The following is a 15,978-nucleotide window of genomic DNA, read 5'->3' as shown; positions in this document are numbered from 1 at the left end:
AGATACTTCTGATATTTGTCGCACTTATTGTCCAGTTCGCATTCATAGCTTTGCTTTTGATCAATCGTAGGGTCTTGAAGAACACTCAGGCAGAGTTGATCGTCGCAAAGGAGAAAGCAGAAGAAGCAGATCTACTTAAATCCCGTTTCCTTGCTAACATCAGCCATGAACTTCGAACTCCTCTCAATGGTATACTGGGCTTCTCTGATATAATCCAGTTCTCAGACGTTCCTGAGGAAAAATGCAGGCATTATGCCAGCCTTATCAAAAAAAGCGGAGAACAGTTATTACTGATCATCGATGACGTCCTGGATATCTCTAAGATAGAGGCAGACCAGTTGGTGATACACAACGAAGCATTCAATGTGAATCATATGCTTGATGATCTTTATTCTCTTTTCAAGGTGCAGTTCGACATGAAAGAGCCACCTGTAAACCTTGCTCTTGTGAAAGGACTTGATGACATTGATTCTTTCCTTTATTCCGATGAGCACAGAATAAGGCAGATCTTTAACAATATGGTTGGTAACGCTTTGAAATTCACTCATGAGGGCACAGTTGAATTTGGTTATTCACTCAATGATGAGTATATGGATTTCTATGTAAGGGATACAGGTATTGGTATCCCTGAAGAGAAGTTCGATTGTGTCTTCGGACGTTTCAGGCAGGTCAATGACTGCTCCACCAGAAAGTACAAAGGAACGGGACTGGGTATGTCTATATCCAAGTCTCTGGTCGAATTACTTGGTGGTGAGATCCGGTTTAAATCTGAAGTGGATGTAGGCACCACGTTCTATTTCTCTATACCCTATGTACCAGTTCCGGTGTAAATTTATTTTCCACTTGATCTGTTTTATTTCACTATAAATTTGATCGCAGATCAATATAACAATCTTTATATAATTATTAGTATATGGTTTCTATAACGTCATCCTGAGTTGTTTAAACAAAATGGTACATGGTGGTATTCATTGATCGGATGGCAAGGAGGGTTACTATGGACGACGAAGTGATCGGAATAGTTCCAAATATGAGAAAAAGCAAGATGTTAGGTCTGTCATACGATGCGTTCACGCTTGTTGCAACACCGGATACGACAATATTTGCCAAAGTGACAAATGATGTTATGAAACAGGTCGTAAAAGAATCACGTGATCAGGCCAAGGCCGAAGGAAAGGGGTTCTTAGGTCAGTGGGGTGCACAGATAAAAGGTTCTTTCAGATATGCTGAAAGGTATGCCGGAATGAGTGCACAGGCAGCACTGGCAGAGAACGAGGCAAACTTTGCGATCCCAAATGCAGGTATAAAATCAATTAAAGTAAAGAAAAAGAGCAGTTCAGATGATGACCAGGTCCAGAATATATGGGAGGTCAACATCCAGTCCAATTCAGGTAAATTGAAGTTCAAGACCGATTTTGACCCGAAGGACCATTTCAAAAAGATATATGGTGACAGGGTAAAATAGTCTGGTATTCTATGTTTTTGTTATTTCAGCCTCATCGGCTGAATTATTTTTATCCTATCTTAAAGCATCTCATGGAAACGGATGCATGCTGGAATCCTTCATGAGTGAACTCCAGAGTCTCACCTTTTTCCTGTAATGCGATCGTATATATCATGGGCAGATAGTGGTCCAGTGTCGGCACTGCCAGCTTTGCAGTCTCACCCATGTTCAGGTATTCGATAAGGTCCCTGTGGTTTCCGGACAGAAGGTTGGCCTTTACCTTCTCATCAAATTCTACAGCCCATTCATAGGGCTTTGCATTTACGTTCATGAAATCGATGAGGCCCAGGTTATGTACAATATTACCACTTCCGATAATAAGTACTCCCTGTTCCCTTAGTTCTCTGAGCTCGGTTGCCATGTCGTAGTGATGCTGCATCATCTTTGGATGCCATTCATTGAACGAGTAGTCAATGCTCATCTCAAAGACCGGAATGTCGGCTTCAGGATACATATGTCTGAGAACTGCCCATGATGCATGGTCCAGTCCCCACTGGTCACTGCACTCCACAGGTTCCTTTTTCACAGTTCTGCATGCCAGCTCAGCCTTCTCAGGTGAACCCGGGCTGGGGTAATCCACATTGTACAGTTCCCTTGGGAATCCATAGAAATCATAGATGGTCCTGGGTTTTTCATCGCACGTAACATATGTCCCATCGGTCATCCAGTGAGCTGAAACGACCATAATTGCTTCAGGTCTTGGAAGCTCCTTTCCCAGCTTTACAAGGCTTTGTGTGTAGCTGTTGTCCTGAATTATGTTCATTGGTGATCCGTGCCCGATGAATAGTACAGGCATCTTCCCGTTATCTGATGTTTCTCCACTCATGTTATCCTTTTCAAACTATGTTTTTAAGGGTATTAATCCTTTTTTTAGGACCGGGCATCTGTCTGGTCGAAGTTATTTGGTGCGTGAGATCATTACTTAAATTATATCAAAGAATTCACAATTGTAATTATAATAATATTTATATACTATTTTTGATGTATATACATCTGTTCGCACATAACATTGTGAACTATTGAAATTTATGAGAGATAGGGTCTGCACGTTAGTATATTTGAGTTTATTCTACTGTTTTTGTATATACACAAATGTTACTCGATATTGTAAATAACGTAACAGTCCATAAAACGAGGGACATCAATGTCAGATGAAAAAAACGATTTTGTGGAAATCAAGCAAAATAATTCCAATGCTGTTGAAGAGATACTCAGGCTTGTAGAAGCTGCACTTGAGGGTAAACTGGATACACGTGCCAGAGTTGATGGCTATGAAGGGACCGATAGGGAAATTCTGAAAGGTATCAACACTCTTCTTGATCTGCTGATCGGACCTTTGAATGTTTCTGCAGAATACATCTACCAGATCTCAAAAGGCGAGATCCCTGAAAAGATCACTGAAGACTACAAAGGCGATTTAAATGTGATCAAGAACAACATCAATGAATGTATTGATAGTCTTGGTGGCATGGCAGAAGTGAACACTGTGCTGCAAAGAATGGCAGTGAACGATCTCACAGTGAATGTAGAAGGGAACTACCAGGGTATCTATGCTGAAGTCGGTAGTGCGGTAAACGAGGTTCGTGACAGATTAATGCATGTTACAGATACTGCACAGAACATAGCAAGCGGGGATATCAGTGACCTTGAAAGATATCGTCAGATAGGGAATGGAACAGGCAGACGTTCAGAGAACGACAGACTGGTCCCTTCATTTATCAGGATGATGGAAAATGTCGAAGGCATGATAGATGCAACTGTTGAGTTGGCAAATGCGTCAAAAGAAGGAAAACTCGATTTTAGGGCGGATTCTTCCCAATATGAAGGTCAGTTCAAGCTTTTGATTGATGGTATCAATGAAACATTGGATTCCACGACAGGACCGCTTAATGTTTCTGCAGAATACGTGGACAGGATCTCAAAGGGTGATATTCCTGAGAAGATCACTGATGAATACAAAGGCGATTTCAATGAGATCAAGAACAACATCAATCAGCTCATAGACGAATTCAACACGTTCACAAGTGAAATGGCATACATGTCAGAACAGCACGATGCCGGTGATATCGATGTTGTCATTCAGGAAGACAAGTTCAATGGTGTCTATGCTGAAATGGCTAAAGGTGTCAACGATATGGTCAATGGTCACATCAGTGTCAAGAAGAAGGCAATGGCCTGTGTTGCCGAGTTCAGCAAGGGTAACTATGATGCTGAGCTTGAACAGTTCCCTGGCAAGAAAGCGTTCATCAATGAGACCATTGAGGAATTACGTGGCAATGTCAAGAGCTTTATCCATGAAATGAACAACATGTCCGCACAGCACGATGCTGGTGACATTGATGTTATTATACCACTGGACAAGTTCGAAGGTGCTTACTATGAAATGGCCGAGGGTGTCAACGACATGGTCAACGGTCACATCAGTGTCAAGAAGAAGGCAATGGCCTGTGTTGCTGAGTTCAGTAAGGGTAACTATGATGCTGAGCTTGAACAGTTCCCTGGCAAGAAAGCGTTCATCAATGACACCATTGAGGAATTGCGTGGTAATGTCAAGAGCTTCATCCATGAAATGAACAACATGTCCGTACAGCATGATCTGGGTGATATTGATGTTGTTATCCCGCTGGATAAGTTCGAAGGTGCTTACTACGAAATGGCCGAGGGGGTCAACAACATGGTCAATGGCCACATCAGCGTTAAGAAAAAGGCAATGGCATGTATCAAGGAATTCGGAGAAGGTAACTTCGATGCTGAGCTTGAACAGTTCCCTGGTAAGAAGGCTTTCATCAATGAGACCGTAGAGCAGGTCCGTTCAAATCTTAAATCCCTGATAGTTGATACCGATTCATTGATAGAGGCGGCTGTAGAAGGTCAGCTCCATTTCCGTGCAGATGCATCAAAGCATAAAGGTGACTTCGGAAAGATCGTAACAGGAATAAACGATACCCTTGATGCTGTCATCGGTCCGCTCAACGAGGCTGCAAGGGTCATCAATGCGTATGCAGACGGTGATCTCACCACAAGGTTCTCAATAGATGCGAAGGGAGAGTTCAGAGAACTCAGTGATACACTCAATGGTCTGGGTGATGAGCTTCAGAATGTTGTGGGTGTCATGCGTGAGAATGCCGAATTGATCGCTTCAACGGCACAGGAAATGTCTGCATCTACTGAGGAACTTGCAGCTACATCCGAGCAGGTGACCAGCACTGTAAATGAGATATCAAGAGGTATGCAGCTACAGTCTTCAAAGACCGAAGAGGTTTCATTATCAATGGCTGACATGAGTCGCACTGTTCAGGAAGTAGCGAGAAATTCCGATGAGGCTGCACAGAATGCTGTTGACTCTAACAATCTTATACAGAATCTTGGTACAATGTCGCAGGAGCTGCGCTTAAAGATGAACAGCATCAAATCTGCGGTGGATGATTCTTCAAATGTTATTCAGGACCTTGACGGTAAATCCAAACAGATCGGGGAGATCGTCAGTCTGATCACAAAGATAGCAGACCAGACCAACCTCCTTGCGCTGAATGCTGCTATTGAGGCTGCAAGGGCAGGTGAGCACGGACGCGGATTTGCTGTCGTGGCTGATGAAGTAAGAAAGCTCGCTGAGGATTCCGGTAAGGCTGCAAAGGAGATCGCACAGCTGATCCAGCAGATGCAGGAAGGAACACACAATGCAGTGTCATCCATGAAGAAAGGTACCGAAGAGGTTGAAACAGGAGCAGCTTCTCTGGAACAGTCTGTCTCTGCTATCGAAGAGGTTGTTAAGGCAGGAGATACCATCGTGAAGATGTCCCAGGAGATCGCCGCTGCTGCAGAGGAACAGTCCGCATCGATCGAACAGGTTACATCTGCCAGTGAAGAGGTATCTGCCATTGCAGAGCAATCCGCTGCAGGGGCACAGGAAGCAGTTGAGTCTGTCCAGTCCCAGGCAGACTCCATGCAGGAGCTATCCAGGTCCGCCCAGGAACTTGCTGCTGTCTCGACCAGTATGCAGGATGTAGTATCAAGGTTCCGTCTGGAAACCCAGAATTCCACTATGGCAAGGAGATCGTTCAGTCCTTCGAATATGAGATTGGTCTGATACGGTGGCTTCTATAATGACAGGATCAAGTACACAGGAAAGCAGCTCTTCTACAGAGCTGCTCCAGATGGTCATATGCCAGCTTTCCGATGAAGAGTTCGGTATTGAGATATACAAAGTAAAAGAGATCATTCGCATACCCTCTATCACTAAGATCCCGCAGATACCGGATCATGTGAAAGGGGTGATAAACCTTCGTGGAAGCATAATCCCGATCATCGACCTTGCAGCAAGGTTTGGGATGGTCCATAAGGATGCGAGTGAGAACTCACGTATTGTGGTACTGGAAATAGGTGACCTGACCGCAGGAGTGATCGTTGACTCGGTTAATGAGGTATTGAACATACCAGGTGAAAATATTGAACCTGCACCTGATATCCTTGTTTCCGGAATTGCCGGGAAATATGTACAGGGTGTAGGGAAGGTTGACGACAGACTGCTTATACTGCTTGATATTGACAGGATATTCAAAGATGAGCAGAAACTGCAACTGAGCCAGGTGGAAAATGCGGGTGCTGTACCCGCATGATCACTTTTTTATTTTTACGCTTTGGTCTGAAATAGCTTTACTTATATGCTGTCCTTCCATACTCTTATTGTGGATACTGAACTTACTTGAAGTTCCATGATATATTCATCGAGAAGTATGAATTTATTTTACATTATTCTTAATTGATAGCACCGGTTATTTATACCATAGGCCCGTCTTATGTACTAGTTCGATTGCTCAACGATTTAATAAAGGGTTACTCTATTTTTGCGTGCTTCTTTTAACAATTGCTGACAGTAAGAAGTAGCCGTATCGGAATGAGCGATTTGGTAAAAACAGGTAAAACTGTTCATGCGATAATTCTCAGTATCGGTTCTGCTGTGCGGACTATATAAATATATTAGGAGATAAACAAATGGGATACAATAACAGAGGCGGAAACAGTAGAGGCGGCGGCGGCGGTGGCGGCTTTAGGTCAAACAACGGTCCAAGAGAAATGCACAAGACAACATGCTCTGACTGTAAACAGGAGACCGAAGTACCTTTCAAGCCATCTGGTGACAGACCTGTATACTGCAGGGAATGCTTCCAGAAACACAGACCAGCCAGATACTAATTTCATATTACAATTCTGGAATATTTTATTAAGGCAGATACGACCGATCTTTTGATCGGCATCTGTCTGACCGACATCTGTCTGACCGACTTTTTCTTTGTCCTTATTTTTAGACGATCTATCTCGTAAGCTAAGCTAGAGAGGAATATATCTATGAAAATCGAAAATGTGTTATGTCCGGGGTGTGGAACTCCAATAATTGCAACAATACCTCTGGGACAGAGCATCGTATGTGTTTCAGTCACTTCCGGGAAACCGGTAGACTTCGGAGCAATTTATAAGTCCACTTCAAAATGTACAAGCTGTAATAAGAGTTTTGCATGCTATACTAAGAATTCCTGAAAAGGAACAAAGAATCTATTCACTCACCGGAGTGAATTTCCTTTACTCTTCCAACACGACCATCTTCCAGTTGAACTTTTATTCCGTGAGGATGGGATGAGGAATTTGTCAGGATCCTTTTGACAATACCTCTGGTGATCTTGCCATTTTTCTGATCCTGCTTCAGGACTATTCCCACGTCAAGTCCTATTTTGATGTTCTTTCTGGCACTGCCCGGGTTCATGGTGATAGGTGCGTGTGAGTTTATTTAAGGTTGTTTGTCCAGAGAATATTTGAACTAGCCACTGGTCAGCAGCTACAGATCCATTTCTATATTAATATGGTTTCGTTCACTATGTCTTTTCCAACCATTTGCTTCAGGACAGGTTTGAGTATAAGGCCAACTTTAATTCCCAATCTATCAGAAAGGTACTTCTCATGCTCAATGAATCCAAGCAATCCGGGCATTTCACTGTATTCTATAAGCAAGTCGAGGTCACTTTTTTTGTTCTCTTCATTTCTTACATAAGGACCAAATATCGCAAGAGAGCTCACATTGAACTTTTTCTCCAGCTCTGGTAATAGCTCGCGAAGCTGCTTGATATGCTCTTCTGTTGTAGTGTTATTTGTATTTTCCATGGGCATTTGTCCAATTCTCAGCAATCTTCAAAAACTCTTCGTATCCATTCTCTCTGATAAACTCAGTTGCCTGCCTGTATTTTCCATATTTGTACCCGTTCTTGCCGTAGAACTCATTGATCATCGGACATGACCCAATTTCAGGACAGTCAGCACAGGTCGTATAACCTTTCCCAATGCAGCATACCTTCATCTGGCATTTTGCTTTAATTATGTCCCTTTCACCGGTGTCATAGCCGAGTCTGCATCCCTTGCACGAGCCGGTGTTGAATGGTTTACAGGTTCTGCAGTATGCACCGCAGCAGCCGATATGATCGATGGACATGGATCAACCTCTATGTTCAGTTGATGAGTTTATTGTTAATAAACATCAACGAAAAAATGATCTGTCTTTGTAGGACACGATATATGAACAACTGTGAGGACCGTGTTCATCCATCGATAAATCATATATCTGTTCAGAATGATCGTTTGTTGATACTTCCAGGTGCAATTTTTTAAATATAATTGGGTCAGAATATTATCAATTGGATATGGGGGAGTTATCTGGCGAAATATGCTTATTTAGCACTGGGTGTAGTACTCATTTTAACTATGACATCCGTTGCAGGGCAACCTGAGGAATGTAAGAGCTGTCATTCTGGTATATACAATGCATGGAATATATCTGTACATGCTGGATCAGAAGCAACAATTGATCCTATATCATGTGAGGTGTGCCATGCTCCGCCATCAGGGGGCTATGATGTTCACATTGGTAGTCCTTTTGGTAACGTGCCGGAAGTGAACCTTTCTGCTGAGATATGCGGGACCTGCCACAGGGGTGACAGTCATCCTGTGATCGAGGAATGGGATGAGTTCGGGAAAGAAGGTTTCGACATAGATGGTGCGATGAGTCATTCAGAACCTGCCGACGTAGGAGAGCCGTTCATTCTCGAAATGGATAATTCATGTGTGTCATGCAAGTCCACAGACGGTGCAATTCCAAATCTGGCTGATGAAGATGTTTACGGGCTGAACCTTGATGAGGTTCCTGAAGCATCTGATGTTTCTGAATGGAGTATAACATGCGTCGCCTGCCATGACCCTCACTCTGCAGATTACCGGATAGAGGATGAGGTGTTGCTGTGTGGGAACTGTCACAATTCACAAAATGTATCACCTGATGGTATGACCACTTCAGTGCTTCATCCAAATTGGGAGATGTATAACAACTCTATCTATGACAATGGCGTGCATCCTGTGAACATAGGCTGTTCAGATTGTCATATGGCCACTCGTGAATTCAATGATACTTCAGGAGAAACTGCCATAACCGGACATACCTTTGATCTTGAACCGGAATTGTTGTTCAGTCCTGATTCTTCCAATGGCTGTTATGATTGCCATAAGGAATTCTTCACTCCGGTCCTCGAAGCAAAGCAGGGAATTGTTGCTGAAAGACTTGATGATCTTGAAACTCTGAAAGCAAATGCAAGCGTATCGCTTGAAAGGTTGAACGGTACTTCTGAATACAATGCTTCACTGGCAGATTACAACAATGCCATTTTCTATATGGAAGCGGTAAAGGGGGATGGAAGTTATGGGATACACAATAAGGAGCGTACCTATGAATATCTGGATAATTCCAGGATACTTTTCAATTCAGTAATAGGGCGCAAGTCAGCACCCTCACAACCAGGTTTTGAAGCGATCCTGGCCGTAGCCGGAACAATTGCAGCACTGACGTTCATAAGGAGGAGAGACTGATCTCTCTCCTTGATCCTATAAAATGAAGCAGCAAAGACATGGTTCCATAGGTATGTGCTACGATCATGATAAATGTCTGGAGAAAGCTGGTATTTATTTCTGAATGTACTGCTCAGTAACTGCTCCTGAACCAAGTTCATCAAGGATGGATGTCACAATTTCATTCAGGGAAGCTTGCACCCTGTCGGAGATGCAGAGTGATATATCATCTGTCCTGTCAACCTCAACAGCAAATATAATGAGTTCCTCTGGAATTTCCTGTATATGTTCAGCCATGCAGAGTACATCTGCAAGACATGTCCCATGGAGCGATAAATGACATCTTGATGTGGCTTTCCTTATGTCATCCATTACGAATCGATGTATCGATCCAATGTCTCCCACACCTTTTACCGAATCAACGATTATCAGTTTTTCAGCACCTTCCAGCAGACCAAGTGCATCAAATCCGCAGACTCCGGCATCTATAACTTCCACATTATCCGGAAGTTCTGCGTGCATCTGTTTCAAATGCTCGATCACATGGATGCCGATACCATCGTCCCCCATAAGGGGATTCCCAAATCCCAGTATGCGTATCGTAAGATCAGTCCTCAGAATTAGTTCCTTTCCGGGTGGCTTTAAAAAGAATATTCTTATGCTACCGTTCTTACTATTTTTTGTGTTCCTTATCCCTTAAACGATATCAAAGACACGTTCGCCTTTGCCATCTTTCTGTCTCAGGTCAATGGTATGCACGGCACATGCAATACAGGGGTCGTATGCTCTTGAAGTGTGCAATATACCTGTGGGATTCGAGTTGTCGATACCAAGCATATTTTCAGCCGCTGATACTTTTGTACCTATAAGGGCCTGTTCTATAGGACCCGGGATCCCGTTACTGTCCCTTGGGGATGCATTCCATGTGGTAGGCACAACCATCTGGTATTTTGAGACCTTAGAATCAGTGCCGGTCTTTATCCAATGGCCCAGGGCACCGCGGGCACCTTCCCAGAGCCCGACACCCTGAGAGTCCTTTGCCATGCTCATATCTATCGGAACACTGAACCTTCCATCAGGGTCAAGGTCAGATGTTACCCATTGGATAAGTCTTTCTAAAAGAATAAGCATCTCCTGCACTCTTGCCACCATCCTTATGTAAGTATTGACCGCAGGATGACCATTATCTGAAAACGTATTCATCAGACCCGTGGTCAGTGGCTCTTGCATTGCTATCATGCGGGCAATGGGGCCTACTTCACAGGGAACACCCTCGTATCGTGGTGCCTTTATCCACGTGTATTTGCTTTGACTACCGCCATGGTAATCTATCTCATCAGCATTTCTCACAGGTTCTGTGTCTCCATCGAAGGGATGATCATCACCCTCGCCTGTATAGAATGAGTGGGATACCTCTTCGGTTATTTTCATGTGGTCAAACTTTTTGTGTTCAAGTGAACCGGTAATAAAAGCAGCTTTATGAAAACTGTTCTGACCAAATTTCAGAGGATCATATCCATCTCCATTCTCCACGTCATAATAGGCACCATAGGACAGGAACCCTATATTCGCTGGATCACTGTAGGTTCCTGTTCTGTCAAATTTAAAACTGACAGGAAGGCCCAGGATATCTTCACCTATAGTCTCAGAACCAAATGCTAACAACATGTCAATGTCCCCCCATCCGGCAGAATATGAGAAGTCATTTGAGCTCATTGAACTCTCTGTGAGTTCCTGAAGGTGCCCGGTGACAAACTCCACCGCACGCTGGGGCGAAGATGCTCTGTAAGTGTTGTCCAGCCATGTACTGTGATCGATACCTAGCGTATATTTGTCAACAAAATCCATTAACTGTTGATGGTAGTAGGTGAGTTTTCCAATATCTGCGACCGTTGGCTTATAGGTGACACCTCCGAAAATGGTCGACATCTGGTGAGGCATCTTTCCGGCAATAAGAGCTATGGATCCATGAAGTCTTCTCTTTTCTTTGATAGCATTCACATATGCCTGACCCGGTGGTATGGATATACCGTCTATCTTGTAGCTTAAAGGAGCAAAACGATGAAGTAATTCCCTCCACAGCATAGTTCCCATATTGTCAGCAGTGGCAAAGACGTCCCTGTATGCAGGGTTCACCAGATCGGGTAGCCAGAGCGCATAGGTATGCGTGGCATGGCTGTCTATCATATTCAGGGACTGCATGATATTCCTTGTAACAAGGGCATCCTTTGGTATCTGGTCCGCGATCCCAAAAAGATCCTCCAGAGCATTTGCAGATGTTATTGCATGAGCTGTCGGACAGACACCACATACCCTTTGCGTGATACGTGCTGCATCCCTCGGGTCGCGGTTCACAAGTATGCGCTCAAGTCCCCTGAAGAGCATTCCTGAGCTCTGTGCATCTGTGATGACCCCATTCTCATTTACTTCAGTGGACAAACGAAAATGACCCTGAATACGTGTTAATGGGTCTATTGTGACATTGGTCATTGATCCATCTCCTTTTTGTTATCATCTTTTTGAACTATCCGGCGGGCGGCATAAGCTGCAGAACCGATGACTGTGGCCCCTGCTGTGGCACCCAGGCCAATTGCAGCTGGTGTGATCGTATCTTCGTTATTTTCATTGGAAGGAAATGAGCTGTCCGTTTCACTGTTAGAAGGAGCTACGGTCTGGACATTTTTATAGAAAGGAGTTGAATTATCGAAAAATCCGGGTTCACAGCAGGAAATACATGGAGACCCTGCCTGTGTGCACATATTCACTGAGCCGTTCCATTTTCGAAGAGCACAATCTGAATGAGTGTAGGGTCCTTTGCAACCAAGCTTCCATAGACATGCATCTCCTGAGAACTCAGTGTCGAACTGTCCAATATCATAATATCCTCTGCGTGGGCAGTTCCAGTGCAGAGTAACGTTTTCAGGGAAGAATACAAGGGGTCGTTTGAATTCATCCAGAATTGGATCAGGATCATTGATGTCGATCTTTCCAAGTATCACGGCGGCAAGTGTCAGAAGTACCCAGTCAGGGTTAGAAGGACATCCGGCTATATTTATCACCGGTCTGTCAATGCCAAGCTCTGTCAGCATTCCTTTTGAAGGGTCTCTTCTAAGGAACGCCACGCCCCTGAAGTCCATGAGGTCAACGATCTCACTGTTCGCTGAATTTATCCCGCCGTATGTGGCACACATCCCTATGGCCAGTACAAAAGTTGCGTTACTTGCAGCTTTGGTGAACAATTCCTTGAAAGTACGTTCTCCGTACATGCAATATTTTCCGGTGCCATCAGGTCCGTTGGCAATAGCACCCTCGACAACAAGTATGTAGCCGCCTTCCTCGATAGCTTCATCCAGCATGATCTCTGAGTTCAGCTCGGATGTGGATGCAAGTTCACCGTCAACAAAGATCCCTTGTTGTTGGATCAGCATTTCATGGTAGGCAATATCAACACTTAGTTTTTGTATCGCCTGGAAAATATCGGGATCCCTGCCATTCAGAACGGATTCGGAACAGCCGGTACATTCAGCCCCATGTATCCATATGACCCTGGTCTTTGATAGTTCAAGCGCTTTTGATATCTCTGAACGGTGCAGTCCCAGGAAAGCCGATGCTCCCATGGCACCCACGACCTTGAGAAATGTTCGACGGTCCATGCTCAAAAAGTCAGTATTCTCTAATTCACCCACGGATCAATTGCCCCCATGATACTATGATCATATGTATTTTATATTTGTTTGGACTGAATTTTTGCAGAACCCATTTGTACAGCCATCATCGATCATAGGGGAAAAAAGCTAAGCTGTACCTTTCGGTAGGATGTGAGGTCTTCCTTTTAGAGATGCACGCGATCTGTTGGAAGTTTCGTCATTCAGACATGGCAGTCGGTGAACTGATAGTAAGAGTATGATGCTTACTTTTTCAGCATTTCATTGATCTCGGCAAGGAGTTCATCCTCGTTCTTTCCCTTTGTATCAATGCCAAGGTTCAGGGCAGTTTGTTCTATTATGGATGTTTTCTCGCTCTCTGAGTCTGCATCCTTTATGGAGTTCTCAAAATCCCTTACTGATAGTTCTGATTCTTTCTTTGCTTTCTTGAACTCTCCCATGGAAGATCCCATGGAACGTGCCAGTTCAGGAAGTTTGCTTGCACCAAAAAGTAAGAGCAGTACTGCAAATATGATCAGAAGTTCACTGGGTCCCAGTCCACCTATCATTTTCCACCATCCACTTGTTCTTTATTTTTAGTTGTTTATCCTGTGATAATAGTTTAGTTTTCAATATAGTTAATTCTTCACATTATCTATATTTATTATAATATCAAAGGAGATCTTTATTCGAATGCATTGAGTGGAAGTCCCAGTGAATGAGCTTTTTCAGCTGCTCGAAACTTCCTTATCCTGATGTTCAGTTCGCTTGATCTCAATTCGAAAAGATCCTCTGATCCATTCGGCTGATCATCAGATCCCCACATACTGGCTCCTCTATTGGTGGAATATGTGAAATTCTTGAACCTTACAATTGGGGGAGACAGATAGTGGCCTAACAAATGCCGGTAGTGTGGCTGACCCGGTAGAGCAAAAATGATCCACGGGTCTTGTGCCGCTGCTTGTGTTATTGCATGTTCTTCAATATGCTCCATGGATATCTCAGATAATTGCGCTTCATCTTGTACATCGAGCATATTTGCCAGCTTCACAAATTTCCATAATACTTGCGCTTTTTCAAGATATTCGCTATATATAGGATGAGTTCCCAGTGTTCCTCTCTGAAGCACATCAAAGCCACTTGTATAAAGAGGTAAGTTCTTCTCTTCGATCGTTGGCAACACTATCTTATCCCAGGCAAATGTCCAGCTATTGATCCAGTCAAAGTTAATATTGCCGGAACGATGTTCCATTATCTCATTTGTTATATCTTCCTGTGTTGCACGTTCAAAACAACCAGTAAAAACACCGACAGGGTCAGGACTGCCAAAAGAAGCATGGGTTATTACTGGAAATAGGAGTGAGATCAGATAACTATTCCCTGATGCTCTGTCCAGCAACCATCTGTATGGTCGGGCATAAAGATGGGAATCCTCTCCTTTTTGCATTACTGTGTCATATTCTATCCATGAATAGGTGCCGAATGCTCCATTGTCATTATTCTCCGGGTCATCGGTCCCAATTCCTTCTTCCTGTATGATCCGTGCAGGACTGCGAGTATGTACGTCCCAATATCGAGCCCAGCATTCTGTAAGTTCATATGGTGAAAAAGGTCTGTCACCAGTACGACTGGTATAGTTATTTGAAAGGTCACTTTTCGGAAGTATCTCTTTATTTTGTTCAAAATGGTCCAGGCGCCTCCATTCATCACTGACCAGGTTGGCCAGGTAACCTGAGGCAAGTAATTGCCAGAAATGGATGGATTCATGATAGAGGACACGGCAGAGCATATCACCCCATTCATCGTTGTTGGGGTCTTCATAGAATGGGTCCAGTCCTTTTTTCTGCAAAATATCAGGCAGCGGTGCAGAAATATTTATGGATCCGCTCAGGTATTCAAAATTATTGCTCATTGGGCTTTGATCCCCTTATTGGTTCAATGCCAGGTTCAATACGGACATCATGGATCTCAATGCCTCATCATCGCCTTTATCGTACTCCACTTTATGGGTTGTGGCCTGTCCGTCCTTGTCAATGATCACAAGAAAACCAGTTGGTATGCCAGCAATACGGGATATAAGGGGTGGCACTTCTCTCAGGTCCATCATAACTCCCTGTTCCTTTTCTTTGAACCAATGGTCTATCATACGCTTTGCGAGGTACAGGACGGTTGCACCAACAAGCGCAGTTATCGGTTCCACAAAACGTGCTTCTTCCAGCGGTTCCCCTGGCAGACTTGTAATGGGTTCGATATTATCTATGTTGAATTCGTCTGTATCTCTGGAAAGTTCCTGCTCTGTTCTCAGGTCTTCTTTTGTTATATCCAGACGAAAATTGATCACACTACTCATTCTACTCCCTCCTCCCACTTTGATAATGAGCTATATGAAATTATGTGGTCGGCAGTATATAGCGTTTTTGAGTTTTCTGTATCACTTGAACAACAACTTCACTACAGCCATTATTCCCAGAACTATGATAGTGAATACGACAAGAAGATTCACAAAACTGAATGCCAGATGGTAAAATGCACCTATCAGGCCAAGGAAAGCATCCAGCAGGAAAAAAGCGGCCAGAATTATTACTATTACCAGAATGATCTCTTTAACATTCAATGCTATGCACCTGCAAGTTACTGTTTCATAGTTGCAGGATAACCTATATGAGATCTTGGTTATCAGAAGAATTAGAGTCATGAGCCCCGGGCGGGCTTAATGCACTCAGTGCAATGCCTACACGTTCACTGTATTACATTAAGACCTCATAGCACATATATTTAATTGCAGAATTAGTAATTGTGATTCTCAAATAGGCTTCTATTCACCAGGAAAATGCCGAGGTTGGGGGCCGGCAATATAGTTAAAAGCCTACATCGTAAAACAGGATTTTTGTTTATATATAAGTTGTGGGTAGAACAGACTGCTTTTTCCCTCAACAAAGTACTAATCAT

General features: G+C 43.5%; 18 protein-coding genes. 7 read left to right on the top strand and 11 right to left on the bottom strand.

The genetic code is table 11. From position 1 onward, the window contains the following. Positions 1-74 precede the first annotated feature (74 nt). Positions 75-830, top strand: coding sequence for a sensor histidine kinase (locus BM008_RS05295; RefSeq protein WP_177187979.1), 756 nt, complete (start codon positions 75-77; stop codon positions 828-830). Positions 831-997: 167 nt separating this feature from the next. Next, positions 998-1,465: a hypothetical protein gene (locus tag BM008_RS05290; protein ID WP_091934385.1), complete on the top strand. Its 468-nt coding sequence runs from the start codon at positions 998-1,000 to the stop codon at positions 1,463-1,465. A gap of 49 nt (positions 1,466-1,514) precedes the next feature. On the opposite strand, the gene ygiD is transcribed toward BM008_RS05290, so the two are convergent. Further along, positions 1,515-2,330, bottom strand: coding sequence for a 4,5-DOPA-extradiol-dioxygenase (gene ygiD, locus BM008_RS05285; RefSeq protein WP_218146694.1), 816 nt, complete (start codon positions 2,328-2,330; stop codon positions 1,515-1,517). Between the two features lie 318 nt (positions 2,331-2,648). Here ygiD and BM008_RS14855 point away from each other — a divergent pair, with 318 nt between their 5' ends. From BM008_RS14855 to BM008_RS05265, 4 genes are all read left to right on the top strand, one after another. Continuing rightward, positions 2,649-5,591, top strand: a complete 2,943-nt coding sequence (locus tag BM008_RS14855) for a methyl-accepting chemotaxis protein (protein ID WP_091934382.1) — start codon at positions 2,649-2,651, stop codon at positions 5,589-5,591. A 16-nt stretch (positions 5,592-5,607) separates the two neighbouring features. After that, positions 5,608-6,120, top strand: coding sequence for a chemotaxis protein CheW (locus BM008_RS05275; protein ID WP_091934379.1), 513 nt, complete (start codon positions 5,608-5,610; stop codon positions 6,118-6,120). A gap of 376 nt (positions 6,121-6,496) precedes the next feature. Further along, positions 6,497-6,697 carry a CxxC-x17-CxxC domain-containing protein gene (locus BM008_RS05270; RefSeq protein ID WP_091934376.1) on the top strand — a complete coding sequence of 67 codons (201 nt, stop codon included), beginning with the start codon at positions 6,497-6,499 and terminating at the stop codon, positions 6,695-6,697. A gap of 153 nt (positions 6,698-6,850) precedes the next feature. Further along, positions 6,851-7,039, top strand: a complete 189-nt coding sequence (locus BM008_RS05265; RefSeq protein WP_091934374.1) for a hypothetical protein — start codon at positions 6,851-6,853, stop codon at positions 7,037-7,039. 19 nt (positions 7,040-7,058) lie between these two features. Here the strand turns inward: BM008_RS05265 and BM008_RS05260 are convergent, their stop codons facing one another. The 3 genes from BM008_RS05260 to BM008_RS05250 form a co-directional block, all read right to left on the bottom strand. Beyond that, positions 7,059-7,262 carry a YwbE family protein gene (locus BM008_RS05260; RefSeq protein WP_091934371.1) on the bottom strand — a complete coding sequence of 68 codons (204 nt, stop codon included), beginning with the start codon at positions 7,260-7,262 and terminating at the stop codon, positions 7,059-7,061. A gap of 86 nt (positions 7,263-7,348) precedes the next feature. Beyond that, complete coding sequence (locus tag BM008_RS05255) at positions 7,349-7,657, bottom strand: nucleotidyltransferase family protein (RefSeq protein WP_091934368.1); 309 nt, start codon at positions 7,655-7,657, stop codon at positions 7,349-7,351. After that, positions 7,641-7,982, bottom strand: a complete 342-nt coding sequence (locus BM008_RS05250) for a DUF3795 domain-containing protein (RefSeq protein ID WP_091934366.1) — start codon at positions 7,980-7,982, stop codon at positions 7,641-7,643. The genes BM008_RS05255 and BM008_RS05250 overlap by 17 nt, the downstream gene beginning before the upstream one ends. Before the next feature lie 269 nt (positions 7,983-8,251). Between BM008_RS05250 and BM008_RS05245 the strand changes: the two genes are divergently transcribed. Continuing rightward, a complete protein-coding gene (locus BM008_RS05245; RefSeq protein WP_091934363.1) occupies positions 8,252-9,406 on the top strand; it encodes an ammonia-forming cytochrome c nitrite reductase subunit c552 in 1,155 nt (384 codons plus the stop codon). Between the two features lie 93 nt (positions 9,407-9,499). Here the strand turns inward: BM008_RS05245 and BM008_RS05240 are convergent, their stop codons facing one another. The 7 genes from BM008_RS05240 to BM008_RS05210 form a co-directional block, all read right to left on the bottom strand. Next, positions 9,500-9,976 (bottom strand): hydrogenase maturation protease, encoded by a 477-nt coding sequence (locus BM008_RS05240; protein ID WP_281246268.1) that lies wholly within the window; start codon positions 9,974-9,976, stop codon positions 9,500-9,502. Positions 9,977-10,081: 105 nt separating this feature from the next. Further along, entirely contained in the window at positions 10,082-11,875 is a 1,794-nt protein-coding gene (locus BM008_RS05235) for a nickel-dependent hydrogenase large subunit (protein WP_091934357.1), read from the bottom strand. Next, positions 11,872-13,071, bottom strand: coding sequence for a hydrogenase small subunit (locus BM008_RS05230; protein WP_245747915.1), 1,200 nt, complete (start codon positions 13,069-13,071; stop codon positions 11,872-11,874). Before BM008_RS05230 ends, BM008_RS05235 begins: the two co-directional genes overlap by 4 nt. A gap of 224 nt (positions 13,072-13,295) precedes the next feature. Beyond that, on the bottom strand, positions 13,296-13,598 hold the full coding sequence (gene tatA, locus BM008_RS05225) for a twin-arginine translocase TatA/TatE family subunit (RefSeq protein ID WP_091934351.1): 303 nt from the start codon (positions 13,596-13,598) through the stop codon (positions 13,296-13,298). 116 nt (positions 13,599-13,714) lie between these two features. After that, a complete protein-coding gene (locus BM008_RS05220; RefSeq protein ID WP_091934348.1) occupies positions 13,715-14,941 on the bottom strand; it encodes a hypothetical protein in 1,227 nt (408 codons plus the stop codon). A gap of 15 nt (positions 14,942-14,956) precedes the next feature. Beyond that, positions 14,957-15,379: a hypothetical protein gene (locus BM008_RS05215; RefSeq protein WP_091934345.1), complete on the bottom strand. Its 423-nt coding sequence runs from the start codon at positions 15,377-15,379 to the stop codon at positions 14,957-14,959. A gap of 81 nt (positions 15,380-15,460) precedes the next feature. Next, the gene (locus tag BM008_RS05210; protein WP_091934342.1) at positions 15,461-15,643 is read right to left on the bottom strand and encodes a hypothetical protein; all 183 of its coding nucleotides are present in this window, start codon (positions 15,641-15,643) and stop codon (positions 15,461-15,463) included. Positions 15,644-15,978 lie beyond the last annotated feature (335 nt).

It is taken from the genome of Methanolobus profundi (assembly GCF_900114835.1).
GTDB lineage: Archaea > Halobacteriota > Methanosarcinia > Methanosarcinales > Methanosarcinaceae > Methanolobus > Methanolobus profundi.
The sequence above is the reverse complement of the archived record's forward strand: the minus strand, read 5'-3'. Positions and strand labels throughout refer to the sequence as shown.